This is a genomic window from Virgibacillus sp. NKC19-3 (assembly GCF_019837165.1).
GTDB lineage: Bacteria > Bacillota > Bacilli > Bacillales > Amphibacillaceae > Virgibacillus_L > Virgibacillus_L saliphilus.
Window position 1 is genome coordinate 393,500 of record NZ_JAGYHC010000001.1, and the last position, 21,245, is coordinate 414,744.

A 21,245-nucleotide genomic window follows, 5' to 3' on the forward strand; every position below is an offset into this window, starting at 1 on the left:
CCTAATATTAAGAACTCTTTTTATTGAATCAGGCTTTATTGGCCCATTCTGATCAAACTTTTTTATAACCCACGTAAGATATAACTATTCTATTTTTAAAACGAAAAAAGTCGTATAGCATGAACGTGTTATGAAGTATACGGGATATACCTTTTGGCACGTTTTTTGTTAATGATTGGATGGGTGAAGGTAGAGGGCTGGCCCGTGCGGGGAAAGTTGTTCCATAATAATAAAGTTCTTCATAATAACTTCTTTTCCCGCAGTAACTCTTTGTGTAGTTGGATTTTTCGGATCCAATCGTCACGCAATAGAATCGGCATCTATGTTAATGTCAACACCAATGTTATCGATAATTAAATTGCGAATAGTACTCTTTCCACTTCCGTTATTGCCTGCAAACACAAAGAGTATTGGCTGATGTGTGTGCATCAGGATTCACCATGGAGGGGAACAATTTTGCCATTTGGATATTCCTTAACAAGCACACCATTTTTGTCGTATATAATATATGTGTTATTAACTTTTGCATCAATTCTTGCTCGCTCACCGGTCATCCTGGCCCATTTGTCAACCCAGCCGTATTTTCGCTGAGATTCATTGTTTTGCTGTTTTAACATCAAAATCACCACCCTCTTTTCATTATATCAGATTCCTGATTAGATTATAATATTGGGTGCCTTTCAATTTATTTTCCTTCATTTTGGTATAGTGTCAATAAACGACAGTATACAATCAAGGTACAAATATGGGACAAAGTTGAAATTGCTATTACTAAGAGTTGTTCCATAATAATAAAGTTCTTTACTTGAAAAATTGGTTTCATTTGAAATATAGTTTTATACTGAACTAATAAAAGGAAGCACGCTATATTAAAGAGAAAGGTGCAAAAACATGATGATAAATCACCAATTAGTAATAGACAATTTTGAAGAAAAATTAACAGCATTTACGCATGCAGTTAGTGGAGAACTTACAAAGGAAGAAGATTTCGTCATCGCAAATACAGAAATTCCTACTGATACATTCAATGTATTATTGCCGAAATCTCCCAATATCATAAATGCAGTTAAGATTAGACATGGAATCGATCGTTTTTTTGATAAAGCGTATCCCTTTAGTATTTGGATTGATGCTCAGTATGTAAACGATGATTGGAAAGAACTTATACAAGCATATGACCTAAAAGAAACGGAACGGAATGTCATGATGAAACTGGATAATACACTTCATGTTGGGCCAAGAATTTCCCATCAGCTTACGATTACTAAAGTGAGCAATAATGAAGAACGTTTAAACTATATAGCAGTATTTATGAGCTTATTTGAAGGAACATCAGAAAAAGATGCATTAGAAAGTTATTTTAATACGTTTTCACAACGAAAATTAGGTTCAGCAGTTGAGATGTTTGTTGGATGCATAGATGAAAGGCCTGTAACTACCGGTTTATTAATAGAAAGCGAAGATAGTTATGGCATCTATGATGTGATGACAAAAGATGCATATAGAGGTAAAGGAATTGGCAGTGAAATGTTTCAATTTCTTCTAACTCAAACAAAGGATAAACAAAAACCAGTTGTATTACAGGCTTCGGATGATGGGAAAAGTATCTATAAGCGATTTGGATTTACAGATGTCGGAGAAATGATGGTATTTGAATAAGGGGTTTCTTAAAAGTATGTGTTGTCACACTTTTAGTAGTTACAGAAGGTCAATCAGGCAAATCTAGTATCAATATATATTGTCGTCCTGAAATAAATTTTGATATGATTACATTGGCAAGTAAAATTGCAACAATTCCGCAATCGGATTCTATAGTGATGGAATGTATTAACTCAGAAGGGACAGTAATTCTTGGATATAGAAAAAGAGCTCGTTTTAATAAAAAACGAGGAAAAAACAAAGCAAATTGAATCATGCACGTTCAGTGATGGTAAATGGAATATTAAGTTTTATAATACTGATAAGGTGTACAGGTACAGCGAAAAGAATGTGGTAAACGTAAACGACCCGACAGAAATAGGCACAGAAAAGATGATACTTTACTATAATGGCCAGCCACTTGGAAGTTCTAAGAAAATATTAGATTTCGGTCCATACAAGAGAGTAATTTTTAAAAATGGAGCGCAAAAAATATACCCTAGCTCAGCCCTTTCAATGGAACAAAATGCTCTTACAGACCAAGGAGTAAGCAATTGTTTTACGTATTTAAAGGAATTAGCGGCTTATGTAGGCTATTTCGGAGACGAGGAAGTATCTTTGTTGAAGAAACAATACAACAACCTTGATTCCATCAGTCCGAGAAGTGTGTTAACTACGTACTTGGGAATGAATTCCCTTGCTGATGAGGAGAGAGAATCCCCGGAATTAATTTTTCCGTTTGGATTTAATGAGAGTCAAAAGGAAGCAACGAACTTGGCAATGACGGAACAAATGAGCATCATTAAAGGTCCTCCTGGGACAGGAAAGACACAAACAATTTTAAATATCATTGCTAATGCAATTATAAACAACAAAGTAGTCGCAGTTGTATCAAACAATAATTCGGCTACGTCCAATGTGTTTGAGAAACTTGAGAAATATGGCATAGAATTTATTGCAGCTTTTCTTGGAAACAGTAAAAATAAAGAAAAATTTTTTAATGAGCAAAGTGGCGCATACCCTGATATGAGTGACTGGGTGTTGGGTGAAGAAGCGTTTGAGGCGATACGGCATGAGTTGCGAGAGTCACAAACTAAACTGGATCAAATGCTGCAATTTCAAAAGCAAAAAGCTATTTTAACTCGGGATTTATCAAGAATCCAACTAGAGTATAAATATTTTCAAGAATACTATTCTCCTCTGGAAAATGAGGAGCCTGAATTAAAGTCTTTCCTGAGTTTGAATGCGGATAGAGTGTTGCGATTTTTAGTGGAATATGAACAAACAATCAAAGAAGACAAGTATCCATTTAAGAATAAGGTGATCAATTTATTTGTGTATGGGATATATAATTTTAAATTGTATCGTTATTCGCCTGAAACCGTGGTTTCGTACTTGCAGAAAATATATTATGAAGTGAAGATACACGAATTAACAGATGCAATCGAGAAGCTTGCCAGTAAACTCGATCAGTTTGATTTTGATCATGCTATGCAGACGTTTAGTGAGAACTCGATGAAGTTATTTAAGGCTAGTTTAGCTGATAAGTATGGATTAGAGAAGGAAAGGGTACGATTTTCACCAGACATCTTACGGCAAGATTTTGGACGTTTTACGGATGAATATTCAATCATTTTAAGTACAACTCACTCGTTACGTAACAATGTTCCGAGCAATTATTTATTTGATTATGTTTTAATTGATGAGGCTTCACAAGTTGATATAGTCACAGGTGCCTTGGTAATGTCATGTGCGAAAAAAGCGGTGATTGTCGGGGATGAAAAGCAGCTTCCTAATGTTGTAACTCAGGATGTGGAAGAGAAAACGACGAACGTTTTTAATACATATAATCTTAACTCTGCATATCATTATGCCGATCATAGTTTGCTGACTTCAGTCCATGCCTTATTCGATACAGTGGCTACGACGCTATTAAAAGAGCACTATCGCTGTCATCCGCAGATTATCGGATTTTGCAATGAAAAGTTTTACCATGATGAGCTCGTTGTTTTAACGGAGGAAAATGAGGACCAAGACCCTCTTGTTGTATATGAGACGGTGACAGGTGATCATGCTAGGGGAACGGTGAACCAGCGACAAATTGATGTAATTTCACAAGAGGTTTTCACTGAACTTACATTGGAAGAAGATACGTCTGTGGGCATTGTTGCGCCGTTTCGTTTGCAGGCGAATAAGTTGCAGCAAACGACGATAGACAATACTGAAGCAGATACGGTTCACAAATATCAAGGAAGAGAAAAAGATATCATTATCCTTTCTACGGTTGCCAACAATGTAAAAGCAGATGACTTTGTCGATAATGCCAACCTGATAAATGTAGCAGTTTCACGAGCTGTGAAAAAACTAGTTGTTGTTGTGGCAGCAGGGAGTAGAGAATGGCACGGTACAAATATTGGCGATTTAATTAGGTATATTACGTACCGGAATTTTAAAATTGTGCAAAGTCAAATACGTTCAGTATTCGACCTGCTTTATCGTGATTATCATGATAAATTAATGGAGGTATTAACGAAACATAAAAAAGTTTCAGAATATAATTCAGAAAATTTAATGAACGTTGTCATCAAAAAGGTGTTAGAAGAAGATTCGTTTCAAACGCTGGATTATGTGCTTCATCAGCCATTAAGAATGCTGCTTAAAGACACGAATAAGCTGACGGAAGCAGAGCGTGAATTTGCCTTGAATATACGAACACATACGGACTTCTTGATCTTTAACAAGATGGATAAAATGCCGGTCTTGGTAGTAGAAGTCGATGGCTACGCTTTTCATGCAAATGATCAGGATCAGCTTAAAAGGGATGCGATGAAAGATGCAATATTACAGAAGTATGATGTGCCAATTCTTAGATTGGAGACGACTGGAAGTGAAGAAGAGAAGGTATTACGTAATAAAATGCTTGATTTGTTAAGTTTAAGCAAACAAATATAGGTAGGGTATGGGGTTATAACTAGTGAAGCTCGCTGCCATGTTTTATTTTATCTTGGTTGGTTTGCTACTTTTTTTAGACATCAAACAGAGAACAATACGGTTTTTCCGGAAAAGTAGGGAAATCATTCATTTCGTTGTATGCCTCCCATTTTACGAAATGTGGCTTTTTTCTATTGACCTTTACGTTACGTGATGCCTTATAGTACGAATAGAAGAAGGTACGAAAAGGTGGTTGCAATGAAAATATTAATTGAGGATACAATGGAACAATACGAAAAAATGTTTTCAATGGAAGAGGATAGAGAAAATTATTTTCGTTATTCAATGATGAAACCCTTTGAGAAGATGTGGAATACGATTAATGTTCCATTAAAAGCGAAGCAACCTAACGGATATGATGTAATAATGGCTACAACTATGCTTGGCTATCTTAAGGTATCGGAAACCCAAACGGGAAGAAACGCGTTAGAAAATCTAAAAGAAATTCAAGCCCTTCAAACAGTACAAAACACTTTGAATCATTGTGTTGAATTTATGGAGGATAATCATTTACAAATAAATGCTGAAGCATTGAGATTTGGAATGTATATAGCGGATCCGAAAAAGCTGGAATTACAGAAAGGTTATTGTGGATTTGGCGGGATTCCCGGATTTATTCAAGTGGCTATTTACCCCAATTCCTATAATATCCCTAAAATTCCTGCTGTAATTGCACATGAATTTCATCATAATATCCGGTTTTCCTATTTTGATTGGGATCATGGGAACGTTACTGTCGGTGACTACCTAATCATAGAAGGGTTAGCAGAATCATTTGCAAAAGAGCTTTATGGAGAAGACGTTTTAGGACCTTGGGTTACCAGCATGGATAAAGAGGAATTAGCGTATTCCATCGAAATTATTGGAGAAGCTCTTAATGTAGGAGGGTTTGCGGAAGTGAGCAGCTATATGTTTGGTGATGAAATTGCAGCACAAGAAGGGTATCAACCTGTAGGGCTTCCCTTCTGCGCTGGCTATGCAGTAGGATTCCAAGTGGTACAGTCTTTTATGAAAGAAAATAACATAGGAATTGCTGAATCTACTTTACTAGGAACAGATGACATCATTCATAATTGCGGATTGTTCTCTAAATGAAATGGATAATAGCTATATCGTAATGATATGGTGAAAAATAAATAGAATGTTAAAGAATACTTAAAGGAATTGGGAGGTCCATTCCAGGCCAAATGCTCATTTTTATTTGCTCAAACCCGAAAGTTCGTAGTATCCCGGCAAGCATGGAAATGATCGTACTAATAATTTTTGGGCATTCTAAAATTACGAGGAGATTTACTTAGGGGCCACCTTAATAACATGGTAAGTAGCACCTATTACTTGAAATTAAATGACATGTCATCTAATATTATGTTTAATAGATGATGTGTCATTTAATTTGTGAGGAGGTTATTAAGTGAAAGTACATATATTGCATACGGGTAAAGTTCTTATTGATCGTGCTTTAGCTTATAAAGAATGGAGTGCTCATCCAGCTCCATATACAGGTTGGTTGAGGGGAAAAAAGAAGAAAATGTGGGTACCTGTGTCCTCTTATTTGATTGAGCATCCAAAAGGTTTAATTTTGGTGGATACAGGTTGGCATGAAGAAATGAGATTGAATCAACGAAAACATCTGGGGAAATTTACTTATTCTATGTTTAAAGGAGAACTTCTGGAAGGCGAATCAATAGCTGAACAGCTTCATTGTTTAGGAGTTAAAAGTGAGGATTTAGACTTTGTTATTCTATCGCACTTGCATTCCGATCATGTTAGTGGCTTAAGGCATGTACAGGATGCCAAGAAAATTCTTACTAGTGAAATTGAATGGAAGGCTGCTCAAAGAAAGATAGGTTACATAAAATCCATGTGGGATAATATTTCAATTGACACTTTTAAACTAATGGATATACCATATGGGCCTTATAAAAAAGGATATGATTTATTTGGTGACAAAACGTTATATTTAGTTTATACACCTGGCCATAGTGACGGGATGGTTTCTATTTTAGTTAAAATGAAGAATGGGTGGCTAGTTTTAGCGAGCGATGTGGGTTATTCAGAAAAATCTTGGAGGGAAATGATATTACCAGGAATAACAACAAATAGAAAGGAGGCCTACCATTCTTTGAAGTGGTTGAAAGCTTTTTCGGCTGAAAGAGACTGCATTGGGGTCGTTGCAAATCATGATTCAAAAATAAAATCTACAATTATAGAATAAGGAGAAAAAATAAATGGAAAAAAACTTAAAAGAGGCTGAAAAATTCAGATATCTCATCTTAGCAGTACAGAGACAAGGAAACAAACTTTTCAAGGAGTACCTCAAAGAAATAGGAGTTACACCTTCTCAGGCGGAAGTAATAAGTATCTTAAAAAATAAAGAAAATATGACTCTAAAGGATTTAGGCAGATTGTTAATATGTGAGGAAGGAAGCCCTTCAAGATTAGTTGAGAGAATGGTCAAAGATCAACTCATAGAACGAGTTAGAGATGAAAATGATTCTCGCTTTATTAGACTAGTACTTACATCTTTAGGGCATGAAAAATATTCGTTGATCATTAAGGCGGAAGCTAATATGTATACGCTGCTTCAGCAGATTTATACAAAAGATGAATTGCAGGTATCAAACCAAATTTTGAGTAAATTATTAATAGATACTCCATTTGAACAGAAATTTGAAGAACGGGGCTATAATATAAATGAGTGACATCTTCTATACTCACGCTTCAAAAAGGGAGGAAGTTTAATGATTGGATTTAGTAATACATTGACGATTGCATCTGATGCAAAAGGCGTATTCCAATATCTTGCAAACATTGAAAATTTCACTGTATGGAATTATGCAGTTACAGAAATAACAAAAATAGAGTCAAAAAACAATATAGTTGGTTCCAACTATCATCTATTAAGAAATACAGGGTTACAATCATTTGAAGAAATAGAAATTATTGAATGTCGACCAAGTGAAAAATTAGTATTTGAAGCATCTGGAAATATCTTTTCTTATACGATGGCATATGAATTAGAACAGCAAAACCAAAAAACATTGTTAATCAATAAGGTAGAAATGAAGTCATCAGTCCGGAATAGAATAATAATAAAAATGATGCAAAACAATATAAAGAAATCTGTAAGTAAGAACTTATATGTATTGAAAAGTATTCTTGATAAGAGAGGGAATGTATTAGTCTAAATTACACATATTCGGCTTTTAGTTGATACTGTATCGTATTGCTTAGGAAATGGGTTGGAGCAGCAGAAGATAAAATGAAAAAGGCAATGAAAACCATTATCATAACCCCCATTATTTTAAAATAAAGGCATTTTTTTAAATTATATTATGGCCTATGGGCATTTTCAATCAATATTGTTCGCTTTTTATAATTATGGTCATTACTTTATGAATATAACCCTTGATCATTGAAATGATATGGTGATACCTTGTTTTCGAGTGAAAATGAATCCAATCTTATAAAAGGATGATGACAATGATACCAGCGCAACCAGTGATAACCCGGAAAAGCATTCTTACGTTATTACGTCTTGTTGCTGTTGTGTTTTCTAGTATAGCAGCCATTTTATCGACCGTATTGCCGCTTTTATTTTATACGAATTTGTCAGCAGGTGCTGTGGTGGCTGTTGCTTCTATATTATTCATGGGTGCTGTGTGTATTCATGGCATGCTGACCCATACCTTGAATGATATTGCTGATTATCAATCGGGAACAGACCAATATAGTCCCGGTATTCTTTCGGGAGGAAGCGGCGTATTAAAGACAGGTACAATGTCAGTAAGGATGTTGAAGCAATTAGGTATTTGGATGACGGCTGTCTTATTTATCATCGCTTTATTATTTGCTTTTCTCGGACTTGCAGAATTTGCTGTATTAACCTTTGTTGGAATCTGGGGAGCGATATCGTACTCGATAAAGCCATTCCAATTCGCTTACTATCCGTTTGTGGGGGAGTGGCTCAGTTTATTTCCAACGATGCTGGCACTCGGGATTGCTGCCCCCTGGATTTTGCTTGGACAAGTACCCATTTGGGCATGGCAAAATGCACTTATTAACGCAATTTGGTGTATGGCCTGGGTAATGGTTCATCATATTCCAGATCGACATGCGGATCGAAACGCAGTGCCCGTAAAGCAAACGACCGTTGTGTGGACAGAGAATAAGTTTGGAGCAAAAGGCGTTAAACTACCTGCCATGGTTTATTTTATCTTTGTTGGTTTGCTGCTTTTTTGGATGGTTTGGACGCGTCCGGTTGGAGCAATGGGAGCCGGGGTTTTCTTGTTTTATGCAATTTATCTCGTTATCAAAATGGATATGGACGATGTGGAGAATGTAACAGATCATGAGAAAAAGTTGCTCTTTCTGGCTTTTGGGACAGCTATATGGCTGGGGGTTCTTGTTTAAAAGAGAAATGATATTCCATCGCATGTTAAAGTTAGATGATTTAACTTTCTTGATTTGGCGAATCAGCTTATAAAAGTACGTATCCAACCTTGGGCGGATCCTGAATATAGGTAAGAGATTATTTGAAAGCGAATTATTGTTTTCATCCGCAAAAGAACCAGATGATTGAAAGCCATGATAAAGCGAACAGGATATTAAAAATTTCTGTCGAACTTATATTATGCAGCAAAATTCATGGGGAGGTTGATGGGTATGAGTATGTTGGAAAGTGTTGACACGGTTTGCCTTGGTGTGAGTAATATTATGAAAGCTAAACAATGGTATAGTGAAAAGCTTGGCTTAAAAGTTGTTTTTCAGGAACATAATTACGCAGTTTTGAGCTTGGGTGATTCGAGTATTCCTTTGACCATTGAAGAAAAAGAAGTAGTATCTAACAATGCAATATATCCAATTTTTTATACATCAAATATTGAGGAAACGCATCAGAACTTATCTGAAAAAGGGGTAAAATTGACGGAGATTGTTAGCGAGGGATCAAATACATTTTTCGATGTTTTTGATCTTGATGGGAATAAAATGCAAGTTTGCTTTTATTGAAATTGGCAAAACAGTTGTTTTTCCATAAACGAAGTGCAAATCAGGAATCCGTATTAACCCTCAAACATAAGAGCCATTTAGCAAGTGAGGAGGATGGTTGATGTATGGACTGACTGGTCAATATTGGTCGCAAAGGATAACGATTGTGGCAAGCGAGTGTATTTTTCTTGTATTTGTGTATTGGTTTTTATTTCTGAACGGGAATGAAATCTTTCATTTGCCGGGTGGGAATCTTCACCGAAAGATATTGTTGTTCGGTTTTTGTCTGGTTATCTTTGTCCGCATGAGTTTTATGGTCCTTTATTTATTGAAAAGGGGGGTAACCTGGAAGGAAACTGTCACAGTTTCTTTGGCATTTGCGTTATATTATATTGGATTTTCGATGCTGGGTGCTGTCCGGAATATTCCGTTGGATTGGCTAGATGGAATCGCTGTTTTCCTATTTTTGGCGGGATCAGTGATTAATACATTGGCTGAACTATTGCGAGATCAATGGAAAAAAGACGAGCAACATAAGGGTAAGCTCTACACCGGGGGCTTATTCAAGTATGCGGTTCACATCAATTATTTCGGGGATGTGGTCTGGGTGATTGGTTTTGCCTTGTTAACGAGAAATTTATGGTCCGGGATAATACCCATATTTCTGATTATAATGTTTGTTTTTTTTAATATTCCCGAACATGATCGGTATTTAAGGGACAAGTACGGGGAGGCATTCAAGGAATATGAGAAGAAGACAAAGAAATTGATTCCTTTTATTTATTGAATGATGGAACAAAGTGACAACCTAAGAATGGAAAGACAAGGGACGAATCGATGAGTATGGGAGCTTGGATTGCTATAGGCATTGCCATATCAGCTTCATTAGGATAAATTTGTATAACGTTAGGAGGCTCACATCTTATAACATTTAAGTCTTATGAACAACAGAGCCAAGAAGAATGGGACGAGATGTCAAAAGAAGAACAACAAGACTTGTTGGAATATGCTAAAGGTGAATATGGGGATGCAGTGGAATTACAAATCAATATTGAATATTATTACATTCCTTTTTGTAATGATGAAGAGTTTTGGGAATTTCAGGATAAGGTAAATACATTAAAAACATATTTAGAAACAAATAAAATGGAGCTGTCGCAAAATGCATATTATGCATTTGCTGACAGCTCTTTTTTCTATATGAGATTGCTCATTTTAAGATTCATTATTTTATTTTTGGTGATAAAAGGAAAATTGGTAGATTTTTAACGCACTTAAATAAGCCTCGCCTTAAAAAATTTTTTAAGCTGTCTTTAATGGATGATAATAGAGGTTTAGGCGATCAGCTTGGATTTTCGTATGTATTTTATTAAGATTATAACCAAATGCCAGAATCAAAAGCTCGTTTTTCACGTTGTTTGTTCCTCGTGTACGAAACTTCTTCAGATGATAATCTTCATAGGGACTTGTGAAGAGCTGACAGTACGTCGTATTGATCTGTTCCAGAAGGGCTTGCCATTTGGCGTACATCTTAGCTTCATGTTTGGTGATTGCCTTTTTCCATACGAAAGAATACCGATTGGCATACGCTTCGATTTTTGTGCCATCGATATAGAATGTTTCTCTGGTAATGGCTTTTTGTTCGTAGAGCCACACGACTTGTTGGAAGAAGAGCTGTTCCATCACGGTATCGGTCAGATATTTTTGCTTGAATCGACTGATGGTCGCATGGTCAGGTGCTGCATACCCTGAAGAAGCCAACGAAAATTGATATCCCGGCGGCAAGCTTTTTCGATCTCCCGGGAAGAATAGATTTTTTGCGAAGCTGCGTAGGTGATGACCTTAAATAGAATGACTGGATCAACTGCCGGTTTTCTCCCTTTGGAAGCGTATGCCTGTAATAGTTCTCTATAATCCATCCTTTCACATAAGAGGCAGTGGAGTCGGACCGAATCATCCATTGGAATCATTTCTTCTACATCCATCGGTAAATATAATTGATAATTTGCTGCAGTTTGCGTATACTGGGGTTGTATTATTGTTTTATTAGTCATAAATTAATAATACATGAGAGCAGACCCTTTGTGGTCTGTTTTTTTGTGTATACACAAAAAAAGCTGTTGCACAATCAGTTACTTGATTGTGCAACAGCCCCTTTATAAATGAAACTGAAGGGAAATTAAACACTGTTAATTTTTCTAATACTTCGACTGAATACGAGGATGCACAATTTGATGCATATTGGAGCATAAATAAATACTTTGATGAATACTTCTATATGTCCATTAATGCGCTTTTATTTAGTCTTTTGGAAAGCACGTTGAATAACATAGCAAATGCAGTTGCACGAAGGGAAAATAAAAAAATGATTTTAGGAAAGGAGAACATTCCTTATATTAACAAGTATCTATTCTTTATACAAGGAGAACTTAATATAAAATTTGAAGATGAACTTTGGGATAAGCTTAATATGATTAGAAAAGTAAGGAATAAGATGATTCATACTTTAGGAAATGATATCCGACCGTTTATGAATGAAAAGTTGAAGTCTTTGTTATCTTTTGATTCAGTTAACACGAATGGTAAACTTGATTATGATTTTACAGTAAGAACGTTTAGTACAGTTTGTGAAATTATTAAATTAGTCGAAAAGGGATTTATTAAAAAATATCCAGAAAGTAGAGTTTTTAAATAGCATATGCTTCGTTCATTCTTGCTATAAGAAAAAATACTATGTTAGTATTTATAATGAACGTTATATATGGAGGTTGTTATATGACAAAATCACAGAAGAAAGAAGATATCATGAACACAGCTGAAACGTTATTTTATCAACATGGTTTTCACGCTATTGGTGTAAAAAATATGTTGGAGCAAGCGGGAGTAGCAACAATGACCATGTACTATCATTTCAAATCGAAGGAAGATCTAATCCAAGAAATATTAAAGCAAAGAGAAAAACAATATTTTCAAATGTTGGAAGCTACAGTTGATATGGATCATGGCGTCAATCTATACGTAGAATCGTTAATGACAGGACACCTTGATTGGATAGAAATGGATGGTTCCAATGGTTGTTTATTCTTAAGGGCGAAGCAGGAATACGAAGGTATAAACGAAGAAATTGCCTCTCTAAGTAGAGAACATAAGAAAAGACTTTTAACTAAAATAGAAAATGATCTGGAGCTTCTTCATGGTCCTGAACCTCTTAGTATGCAAATATCTATGATACTAGAGGGATTAACATCGATGGCCCAAATACTTGAGTTAGATAAGGTGAAAAATACGGCGTTTGATTTAGCGAAACGTATCCAGCTTCCGAATAATGTATAGGGAGAGAATAATGTCAGGAAATCCTTACATTTCTCTCTTCATTTTTTCTTAATTATTATAATGAACGTTATGTATAAAAAGGAGTGCGATTATGAATACAAAAAAGTTAATTGCAGCTGGTTTGCCAATGATTGCCGTAACGTATGGCTTGTCTCGTTTTAGTTACGGTTTAATGCTTCCATATATAAACGAAACCATTCATATGAATCAAACCACTAGTGGTTTCATATCATCTTTATCATACATTGCTTACTGTATAGCAATAATATTAGCCATGACCTTGTCTAATAAAGTTTCTCCAAGATCTATTCTAGTGGTAGCTGGATTATCATCGATTATTGGTTTGGGTACTATCTCCATTTCCTCTACTCCGGTAGTACTAGGTTTAGGTATATTTCTGGCGGGGATGAGTACAGGATTCTCATCCCCGCCATATGCTAATATTGTTAGCACTAGCGTAGAAGCAAGGTTACAAAACCAGGCGAATTCATGGATTAATTCAGGTACAAGCATTGGAACAGCTTTTACTGGTGCAATTGCTATCATAATGACTGATAGCTGGCGGGAAACGTATCTGACATTTATGATCATTGCTATTTTGGTACTCATTATTAATTATAAAGTACTTCCGAAACATCAAACGTTAGAAAAGAAAGTAACGGCGGGTTACTCGAAAGAGGAATGGAGACACTCTATTCAATTAATTGTTGCATCTTTATTGATAGGAATATCTTGTTCTGCCTATTGGACATTCTCAAAAGACTTTATGCTAAATTTAGATAGTGTTCCCACATACTTAGGAGAAGGCTTTTGGGTCATTATTGGTGTTTCAGGTTTACTAGGAGGAACTGCCGGTGTATTTATCAATAAATTTGGTTTAAAGCGTGCGTACAGGATTTCTATAATAGCACTGTCAACCGCTTCTCTTATTCTAGGAATTTACCCTGATAACCATATAATGGGATTCCTTTCCCCAGTTCTTTTTGGAAGTTCTTATATTTTCATGACAGGGGTCTTAATCGTATGGGGGATTTCCGTGTTTAAAACGAACCCATCATTCGGACTAGGTGTACCGTTCTTAATACTTGCACTAGGTCAAGCAATAGGTTCCATATTTTCGGGGGTAATCGCTGACATCCTAGGGTACGATGTTCTTTTTGTTGGTTCTTCTATCATTGGGTATATAACGTTACTATTTAAACAGAAATCCAGGCTACAATGAAATAACTTCGTTTCGACAGTATGAAGATAATCAAACATATGTGGTACCTGAACAATTACAAAAACTGTTTTGTTTTTAATTTTAATACATAATATAAAATAAATTCTGAAATCTATCACTAATATTCCGTATATATGATAAGATGGAAATAGGTATTAATAGTCGGTGTTCACTGTTAGATGGCTTGAGTAAAGGGATGGGAGAGTGTGGCAACGTGAAACGGAACATTCGTCTTTCTGAGAAAATGCTGGTATGGGGATACGCTGTTATATTACTTTTCATGATCGTACAGGATTTGGTTCCTTTGGGATCGTTAAATGATATTGAAGCTATTGCTTCCATACAGTCATTTCATGATATCGTAGTCGTTACAATGATTGGCGTCGTTCAAATTGTTCTTTTAATGGCAGGGGTTTGGTTTTTTATGGGGAAAAGGTACCCCATTTGGGCAAGGATTTGGTTGATTGTTCATCCCTCCTGTATCTTGTTGGGAGCAATTATATCGTGGTGGATTCCATATTTATTTGGAATTGGCGCTGAGGATAAGATAGAAAGGTATGCGATGATGTTTGGCAATACCCATACCTTCCTACCGCTTATGAATGGAATGGTACCGAATACGCTTCACACTATTTTTCACTTATTATTACTTATTTGTATTATTTTAACCATCTATATTTTTGCCACAAATCATAAAAGGGGAAGAGAATTGTAGTTTGTATGACGTCATTTTATTCCTCCACTTCCCTCAAATCTCGATTGTTTCTTAAGAACATATAAAATGATGCACCGAATATGGCTAGATACCCGAGAATACTCCAGAAATCAGGGATTTGTCCAAATAGCAGGATACTGATAATACCAGAGTACACAACGGTAGAGTAGAAAAAGATAGATATTTCTTTGGCTGGCGCAAATTTATAGGCAACCGTAATGCCAAACTGCCCAACTGTTGCAAACACCCCTGCAGCGAGTAGATAAATCCATTGCTGTGCTGTCATCGGCTCGTAAAACAGGATGACAAATGGTAATAAAATGACAGTGGAAAATGCGGAGAAGTAAAATACAACCGTATAAAACTGTTCTTTATTTCCAAGGACACGTAATACCGTATAAGCGCCCCCTGCAAACACAGCAGATAAAATCCCGGCTACATATGGAATTGTATCCAGGTTGAAGACCGGTTTGATAATAAATAACGTTCCGAGAAACGCGATAATTACTGCAACTACCTGAAACCGCATCACGTACTCTTTTAGGAAAATGGCAGCAAAAATGATGGTGATAAATGGGCTCATTTTATTCAACATATCTGCATCGGAAAGAACAAGGTGATCAATCGCATAGAAATTCAGCAATACGCCTGTCATTCCCAGGGCGGAACGAAGCATCAAATATTTTTGGTTTTTCTTTTGACCGAAAAGTCGTTCCTTATGATATATAACAAATCCTAACGCAATAAACATCGATACACCATTGCGAAATAAGGTTTTTTGTGTGGTAGGTATATCGCCTGAGAGCTTCACGAACATAGCCATTAAGGCAAATCCGAATGCAGATAATAATAACAGCAATATCCCTTTGTTTTTGTCACTCATGAATTCCTACCTCCATCTATCCATTATTAGGCACTTTTACTATCTTAATACGGGAAAGATAGGATGTAAATGAATAGGGGTTGAAGCACAGGTCTCCTTGATCCAAAAGAAACCCAACTAAAATGAAAACAGTTAGGTAGAGGTATTTTGTATCTGTTAGACAATTAGTTCCACCGGTGTTTTATTCAAATAGTGAGAATATCGAATGAAACAAGACCTAAGTACAAATGAAGATTCCCCTTATTGAAAAAAGTAAATATCCGCAATAATAATCAAAAAATTCCCTTTTACTCTTTGCTATTCTATTAATGAAGGGAGGAGGCAGTCATTCTATATGAAGGGATCATTAATAGAACGATAAACTACATTGAAGAACATTTGCATGAATCACTAATGATGGATGATATAGCGGAGCAAGCAGGCTTTTCTAAATTTCATTTCCATCGGATTTTCCGTACAGCAGTTGGGATGTCCATCACGGAGTATATACGAATGAGACGGTTGGCAAATGCTTCAACAGCTTTACTCTACACGGATGAACGGATTCTTGATATTGCATTTTATTATCATTTTGAGTCTCAAGAGGCGTTTACAAGAGCCTTTAAAAAGTATTACCATTTGCCACCTGGACAATATCGAAGGCTCATGTCAGGTATGCTAAAAAATAAGGAGGAGTCTAACATGGAGAAACAAGTAAAAGGTTGGTTTTTAAGTGGTTCCGATCCATTTAATTATGAAATGGGAGTGGATCACAAGATTGTTCATCAGGGGAAAGCATCCGGTTATTTAAAATCGAAAACAGTACTTGATGATACCAATTTCGCCACAATGATGCAGCAATTTAAAGCGAATCGTTTTTTAGGGAAGAGGATTCGACTTTCTTGTTTTTTAAAAACGAAAGATGTGAAGGCTTTTAGTAGTATGTGGATGAGAGTTGATAATGCTTATGGAGATGTATTGCAATTTGACAATATGAGTAATCGTCCGATAACAGGGGATATGAACTGGAACCAATACTCCATTGTTTTGGATGTTCCTGCAGATAGTTCCATTATCGCATTTGGAATTATTTTGTCTGGACAAGGTCATGTTTGGGTGGATCAGTTCACCTTTGAAGAAGTGGATAAAAATGTGGAAACGACTCATTTAGAGATGCAATCGGAATTATTAGATGAGCCAATAAATTTATCCTTTGATGAAGACATTTAGTAAAGATGATTGGGAAATTATGACGCTTTGACTTTTCGTTCGAATTGATAAGTTGAAAATGCATGAAAATAATGACCCCGCCTCTAAAAGTTAGAGTAGGAAATTAAACTGCACACGAGTATTTCGAAGCAAATGTTGACGCAAAGAAAGCCAATTCCTCTCTACAATGGGACATTGGCTTTTGCACCTATGGTTACGTTATTCTTATGAAATACTATCTTCCTGAAAATCATTCGGAAAAATGATATGGCATTGTGTTCCTAAATGTGGTTTGCTTTTTATTACAATATCACCACCGTGAGCGAAAATGATTTGTCTTGCAATGGCCATTCCTAAGCCAGTTCCAGAAGTATCGGAAGCGTTATTTGTCCCTCGGAAATATCGATCAAATAAGTGATCCACCGTTTCTTGGTCCATGCCGATACCGTCATCCTCGATCACAATGTGGATTTTTCCGGAATGGTCTTCATACAGTTTGATTGCTATGCTAGTTTCAGGTGGATTATGTTTCATACTATTTGCAATCAAATTTTCAAAGGCACGTTTGAGATATTTCGTATCCATATGGAGGGATATTTGTTCGCTGTTTGTTTCAAATGATATCCTATTGTTTCTTGCCTCTGGCAGACCCTGGAGTTGTTTCAAGAGATTTTGGATAACATCTACCACATTCCCTTTTTCAAGTTGTAATGGAATAGCGTCGTTTTTTAATTGAAACGTTAAGCTGAAATCCTCAATCAATTGTTCCATATACGCCACACGCTCTTCCATCGTATTAGCAAAATGACGTACTTCCTCTTGCTTCCAATCATACGCGTCTGAAGCTAAGATAGCCGTATATCCCTTAATGGTAGATAAGGGCGTCTTTAAATCATGGGAAACGCCTGTCATCCACTCCTCTCTGGTTTCCTCCAACATTTCTCTTTCTACTTGGTTTCTTTTAAGGGTTGAAGTCAGTCTAGAAAGAGCTTGCGTAAGTTCTTGAAATGTTTTATATTCGGCTTTACTTTGACGACGTCTTTTGGAATGGTAAGATGGTTTTTCGTATTTTTCTTTTGATAAGTTTTCAACCCAAGATACCATATATAGTATAGGCGCGCTTAATTGTTTGCCGAAGAATAAGGCAATGATAATCCCTATTGCAATGATGGAAAGCATCCAAAGATTATTTGCCCAATAAAGAAATGGATTATGGTTCGTTATCGGTTTTCCTAATACCCACGTTAGTTCTTGATTATTTACCGTATCATACCATGTTGATAACTCATATTCTTTATTCGCTGGATAGATGTAATCAGCTACCAATTCTCCGGGGGCATAGTGGTCTTGTACTGTTTCTGGTTTGTTAAAGGCAAAGGTTTCATAGCCATCTTCATCCAACACCTGTAACCACATATGATTATGTTGTAAATCCTCTTTGATTTCGGTATTAACAGAAAGCTCTTGGTTCTTAACTACCGTATGTTCAACAATGTTATTCATTGATAATTGTGAGTTTCCCTGTTGGTCATTTCCAATAAAGAAATGAAATAAAATAATGCTTAGCCCAATTAGTAATCCCCAAATAATAAATAGCCAGAAGAGTCGTGATACAAAGTAAAATGCGATTCGATTTCTTAGGTTCACAATGAATCCTCTTTTTTATCCACTTCAAACATATATCCGAGTCCTCTGACTGTTTTAATCCATTGTGGCTTACTTGGGTCATCCTCTATTTTTTCGCGTAATCGTCGGACATGAACCATTACCGTATTATCCCCACCATAGTATTCTTCCCATACATCTCGATAGATCTGGTGTTTACTGAGAAGTTGGTTAGGATGTTTACAAAAGTAAAGCAATAATTTGAGTTCCAGAAGCGGGCATTCCACTTGTTCATCCTTCACAGTTAATTTGCCTGTATTTGAATCTACTTTAAAATGTCCATAATCATACACAGGTTGAAGGGATGGATCCAGGTTTGATTGCATCGAGCGTTTTAATTGGGCCTTCACACGTGCTACAACTTCTAAAGGGTTAAATGGTTTGGTGATATAGTCATCCCCTCCGAAACTAAACCCTTGTAACTTATCTAAATCTGTTGTTTTCGCTGTAAGAAATAAAATAGGGACTGATGTATAAGAACGAATTTGGCTACAAAGCGTAAACCCATCAATATCAGGTAACATCACATCCAACAAAATAATATGCGGGTTATTCTGTTTAACTTGAAAGTATGCCTCTTCTCCGGTGCTGGCCTTCTTTATATGTTGAAATTCTTCTTTTTCAAAGACGGTTGTTAATAAATCCAAAATATACGTATCGTCATCAATAATCAGGATCGTACGTTCTTTGATTTTGTTATTCACTTATTAAACCTCCCTTACTTCATTATTATTTTACATGAAATCGTAATGCAAGGAACTGGTATTGAAAAGTTTAAGCTTCATTTAAGATTTCTGCTTTTTAGCTTGTTCTCATCTATCTTGATTTCATAGGACTTTTCACAAAAACATAGGAAAAAGAAAGAGATAAACGTTAAGGAGATGTTAAGAAAGAGTTTCACTCGCCTTTAGTATTTTTCGTTTACGATAAAAGTGAGGTGAGGAAAAGATGGATGATAACATTGTTACGACAAACAAGTTGACGAAAAAGTTTAAGAAACATACGTCTGTAGATGAATTAGACTTGCGTATCAAACGGGGGCACATTTATGGATTTCTGGGGCCGAATGGTGCGGGAAAAACGACAACCATTCGAATGTTGCTGGGTTTAATTAAACCGACAAAAGGAGATGTTGAGATTTTCGGGAAAAATTTCAACAAACATCGCCTCCCAATTTTACAACGAATTGGTTCATTGGTGGAATCCCCAACATTTTACGGGAACTTAACCGGACGTGAAAATTTAGAGGTGGTTCGCCGATTACGGGATATTTCGGAAAAACGGGTAAATGAAGTGCTGGAGATTGTAAGATTAACCAACGTTGCCAATCAGCTGACGAAAGAATACTCCCTTGGAATGAAGCAACGTCTTGGAATCGCTGTTTCACTGCTCAGTAATCCGGATTTGTTAATTTTAGATGAACCAACGAATGGGCTAGATCCATCGGGCATCCAGGAGATACGGGAACTAATAAAAAAACTACCTGCATCCGGGATGAGTGTTCTTGTATCCAGCCATTTGTTAAGTGAAATAGAGCAAATGGCTACAGATGTAGGGATTATTAATAATGGAAAAATGATATTTCAAGATTCCATTGAACAATTAAGGCAAAAACGGAAGCCTTTATTAAAAGTTGGTGTTAGTGATGGAAGTGAATCAAAAGCAATATTAACGAGGAACGGGATAACGTCCGAATGGCAAAATAATTATTTGTGGTTAACAGAAACAGAACCTGCATTCGTTTCCAAAATCAATGCGATGCTTGTCCAGTCGGGGATATCTGTGTATCGACTGGAAGAAGTGACACGATCACTGGAGGATATCTTCTTAGAACTAACCGGTAGCGAGGGAAGTCTATGAAACAGTTATTATGGGCAGACCAAATCAAGTTAAAACGTTCCTCGCTACTAACGATTGTTCTACTGGTACCGTTGCTTATCTTGGGGTATGAGCTAGTGAACTTCACTTATCGGGGGAGTTTGTCGAGGAACAAGCTGAGATGTTCCAAGCGGGCTCGATGTGGATATATTTATTGTATGATAACAGTTTATTATTTGGCCTTGGATTTCCGCTAGTGACCACACTTGCTGCATCCATCATTGCCAATATTGAACATCATGCAAACGGGTGGAAACAAATCCTGGCCTTACCTCTTTCAAGGGTTCGCATTTACTTGAGTAAATTTATCTGGTTATTTATGAGCCTGTTTCTGTCTATTACTATTTTTATGATTGGGATGATCTTGTTAGGGACGATGTTGGGATTTGAAGGGAGTATACCATGGAAACTTTTGATCGGGGATAGCTATAGCATGTTGGTTGTTGTATTGCCAATCATGTCCGTCCAACTTTGGTTATCAATGACGTTTACAAACCAGGCTTTCTCGATGCTTATAGGATCCGTTTCAGCTATGATGGGACTCTTTTTAGCGGCTGCTCAAACGACGAGGTGGTTCCCCTTAGCATATCCCAGTCAGGCCTCAACCGTTATTCTGCAGTATCAAGGTCTAGGAAATAATCCGGATCTTTCAGCTTATATTGTAATTAGTTTCTTTTTAGGTATCATTCTATTGGCCATAGGTGCCATTCATTTTGCTAGGCGAGATGTCCAGTAGGGGGGAT

Annotated in this window: 24 protein-coding genes; 17 read left to right on the plus strand and 7 right to left on the minus strand. The window is 36.4% G+C overall.

Going from position 1 to position 21,245, the window contains the following annotated elements; translation table 11 throughout:
* Positions 1–300: 300 nt before the first annotated feature.
* Positions 301–429, minus strand: coding sequence for a hypothetical protein (locus KFZ56_RS19425; protein ID WP_255584765.1), 129 nt, complete (start codon positions 427–429; stop codon positions 301–303).
* A complete protein-coding gene (locus tag KFZ56_RS02000) occupies positions 429–617 on the minus strand; it encodes a hypothetical protein (protein WP_222639918.1) in 189 nt (62 codons plus the stop codon). The genes KFZ56_RS19425 and KFZ56_RS02000 overlap by 1 nt, the downstream gene beginning before the upstream one ends.
* A 274-nt stretch (positions 618–891) precedes the next feature.
* On the opposite strand from KFZ56_RS02000, the gene KFZ56_RS02005 reads away from it, so the two are divergent.
* The 10 genes from KFZ56_RS02005 (at position 892) to KFZ56_RS02050 (ending at position 10,887) form a co-directional block, all read left to right on the plus strand.
* A complete protein-coding gene (locus KFZ56_RS02005; protein WP_222639920.1) occupies positions 892–1,659 on the plus strand; it encodes a GNAT family N-acetyltransferase in 768 nt (255 codons plus the stop codon).
* Positions 1,660–1,851: 192 nt separating this feature from the next.
* Positions 1,852–4,590: a DEAD/DEAH box helicase gene (locus tag KFZ56_RS02010; protein WP_222639921.1), complete on the plus strand. Its 2,739-nt coding sequence runs from the start codon at positions 1,852–1,854 to the stop codon at positions 4,588–4,590.
* Between the two features lie 237 nt (positions 4,591–4,827).
* Positions 4,828–5,724, plus strand: a complete 897-nt coding sequence (locus tag KFZ56_RS02015; RefSeq protein WP_222639923.1) for a DUF2268 domain-containing putative Zn-dependent protease — start codon at positions 4,828–4,830, stop codon at positions 5,722–5,724.
* 316 nt (positions 5,725–6,040) lie between these two features.
* On the plus strand, positions 6,041–6,844 hold the full coding sequence (locus KFZ56_RS02020; RefSeq protein WP_222639924.1) for an N-acyl homoserine lactonase family protein: 804 nt from the start codon (positions 6,041–6,043) through the stop codon (positions 6,842–6,844).
* Positions 6,845–6,857: 13 nt separating this feature from the next.
* Entirely contained in the window at positions 6,858–7,331 is a 474-nt protein-coding gene (locus KFZ56_RS02025; RefSeq protein ID WP_222639925.1) for a MarR family winged helix-turn-helix transcriptional regulator, read from the plus strand.
* A 39-nt stretch (positions 7,332–7,370) separates the two neighbouring features.
* Positions 7,371–7,817 (plus strand): SRPBCC family protein, encoded by a 447-nt coding sequence (locus KFZ56_RS02030; protein WP_222639926.1) that lies wholly within the window; start codon positions 7,371–7,373, stop codon positions 7,815–7,817.
* Positions 7,818–8,112: 295 nt separating this feature from the next.
* Positions 8,113–9,042: a prenyltransferase gene (locus KFZ56_RS02035; protein ID WP_222639927.1), complete on the plus strand. Its 930-nt coding sequence runs from the start codon at positions 8,113–8,115 to the stop codon at positions 9,040–9,042.
* 252 nt (positions 9,043–9,294) lie between these two features.
* Positions 9,295–9,639, plus strand: coding sequence for a VOC family protein (locus KFZ56_RS02040; protein ID WP_222639928.1), 345 nt, complete (start codon positions 9,295–9,297; stop codon positions 9,637–9,639).
* Between the two features lie 100 nt (positions 9,640–9,739).
* On the plus strand, positions 9,740–10,405 hold the full coding sequence (locus KFZ56_RS02045) for a DUF1295 domain-containing protein (RefSeq protein WP_255584768.1): 666 nt from the start codon (positions 9,740–9,742) through the stop codon (positions 10,403–10,405).
* 185 nt (positions 10,406–10,590) lie between these two features.
* Positions 10,591–10,887 (plus strand): hypothetical protein, encoded by a 297-nt coding sequence (locus KFZ56_RS02050; protein ID WP_222639929.1) that lies wholly within the window; start codon positions 10,591–10,593, stop codon positions 10,885–10,887.
* A 33-nt stretch (positions 10,888–10,920) separates the two neighbouring features.
* Here KFZ56_RS02050 and KFZ56_RS02055 read toward each other — a convergent pair whose 3' ends face one another.
* Together KFZ56_RS02055 and KFZ56_RS19950 are read right to left on the minus strand one after the other, a co-directional pair.
* Complete coding sequence (locus KFZ56_RS02055; protein ID WP_222644067.1) at positions 10,921–11,403, minus strand: transposase; 483 nt, start codon at positions 11,401–11,403, stop codon at positions 10,921–10,923.
* Positions 11,313–11,672, minus strand: coding sequence for a transposase (locus KFZ56_RS19950; RefSeq protein WP_222639931.1), 360 nt, complete (start codon positions 11,670–11,672; stop codon positions 11,313–11,315). Before KFZ56_RS19950 ends, KFZ56_RS02055 begins: the two co-directional genes overlap by 91 nt.
* Before the next feature lie 266 nt (positions 11,673–11,938).
* Here KFZ56_RS19950 and KFZ56_RS02065 point away from each other — a divergent pair, with 266 nt between their 5' ends.
* The 4 genes from KFZ56_RS02065 to KFZ56_RS02080 all read left to right on the plus strand — a co-directional run bounded on the left by KFZ56_RS02065 (position 11,939) and on the right by KFZ56_RS02080 (position 14,888).
* Entirely contained in the window at positions 11,939–12,313 is a 375-nt protein-coding gene (locus KFZ56_RS02065; protein WP_222639932.1) for a hypothetical protein, read from the plus strand.
* An 80-nt stretch (positions 12,314–12,393) separates the two neighbouring features.
* Positions 12,394–12,951 (plus strand): TetR/AcrR family transcriptional regulator, encoded by a 558-nt coding sequence (locus KFZ56_RS02070; RefSeq protein ID WP_222639933.1) that lies wholly within the window; start codon positions 12,394–12,396, stop codon positions 12,949–12,951.
* A gap of 91 nt (positions 12,952–13,042) precedes the next feature.
* Entirely contained in the window at positions 13,043–14,173 is a 1,131-nt protein-coding gene (locus tag KFZ56_RS02075) for an MFS transporter (protein ID WP_222639934.1), read from the plus strand.
* Between the two features lie 214 nt (positions 14,174–14,387).
* Positions 14,388–14,888 (plus strand): hypothetical protein, encoded by a 501-nt coding sequence (locus KFZ56_RS02080; protein WP_222639935.1) that lies wholly within the window; start codon positions 14,388–14,390, stop codon positions 14,886–14,888.
* Positions 14,889–14,904: 16 nt separating this feature from the next.
* Here KFZ56_RS02080 and KFZ56_RS02085 read toward each other — a convergent pair whose 3' ends face one another.
* Positions 14,905–15,771, minus strand: coding sequence for a DMT family transporter (locus tag KFZ56_RS02085; RefSeq protein WP_222639937.1), 867 nt, complete (start codon positions 15,769–15,771; stop codon positions 14,905–14,907).
* Between the two features lie 327 nt (positions 15,772–16,098).
* Between KFZ56_RS02085 and KFZ56_RS02090 the strand changes: the two genes are divergently transcribed.
* A complete protein-coding gene (locus KFZ56_RS02090) occupies positions 16,099–16,980 on the plus strand; it encodes a helix-turn-helix domain-containing protein (protein ID WP_222643863.1) in 882 nt (293 codons plus the stop codon).
* Between the two features lie 204 nt (positions 16,981–17,184).
* Here the strand turns inward: KFZ56_RS02090 and KFZ56_RS19820 are convergent, their stop codons facing one another.
* Together KFZ56_RS19820 and KFZ56_RS02100 are read right to left on the minus strand one after the other, a co-directional pair.
* A complete protein-coding gene (locus tag KFZ56_RS19820; RefSeq protein ID WP_222639938.1) occupies positions 17,185–18,606 on the minus strand; it encodes a sensor histidine kinase in 1,422 nt (473 codons plus the stop codon).
* Positions 18,603–19,328 (minus strand): response regulator transcription factor, encoded by a 726-nt coding sequence (locus tag KFZ56_RS02100; protein ID WP_375540662.1) that lies wholly within the window; start codon positions 19,326–19,328, stop codon positions 18,603–18,605. The genes KFZ56_RS19820 and KFZ56_RS02100 overlap by 4 nt, the downstream gene beginning before the upstream one ends.
* A 244-nt stretch (positions 19,329–19,572) precedes the next feature.
* Between KFZ56_RS02100 and KFZ56_RS02105 the strand changes: the two genes are divergently transcribed.
* Both KFZ56_RS02105 and KFZ56_RS02110 read left to right on the plus strand, forming a co-directional pair.
* Positions 19,573–20,484: an ABC transporter ATP-binding protein gene (locus KFZ56_RS02105; RefSeq protein WP_222639939.1), complete on the plus strand. Its 912-nt coding sequence runs from the start codon at positions 19,573–19,575 to the stop codon at positions 20,482–20,484.
* A gap of 172 nt (positions 20,485–20,656) precedes the next feature.
* The gene (locus tag KFZ56_RS02110) at positions 20,657–21,238 is read left to right on the plus strand and encodes an ABC transporter permease (RefSeq protein ID WP_255584771.1); all 582 of its coding nucleotides are present in this window, start codon (positions 20,657–20,659) and stop codon (positions 21,236–21,238) included.
* Positions 21,239–21,245 lie beyond the last annotated feature (7 nt).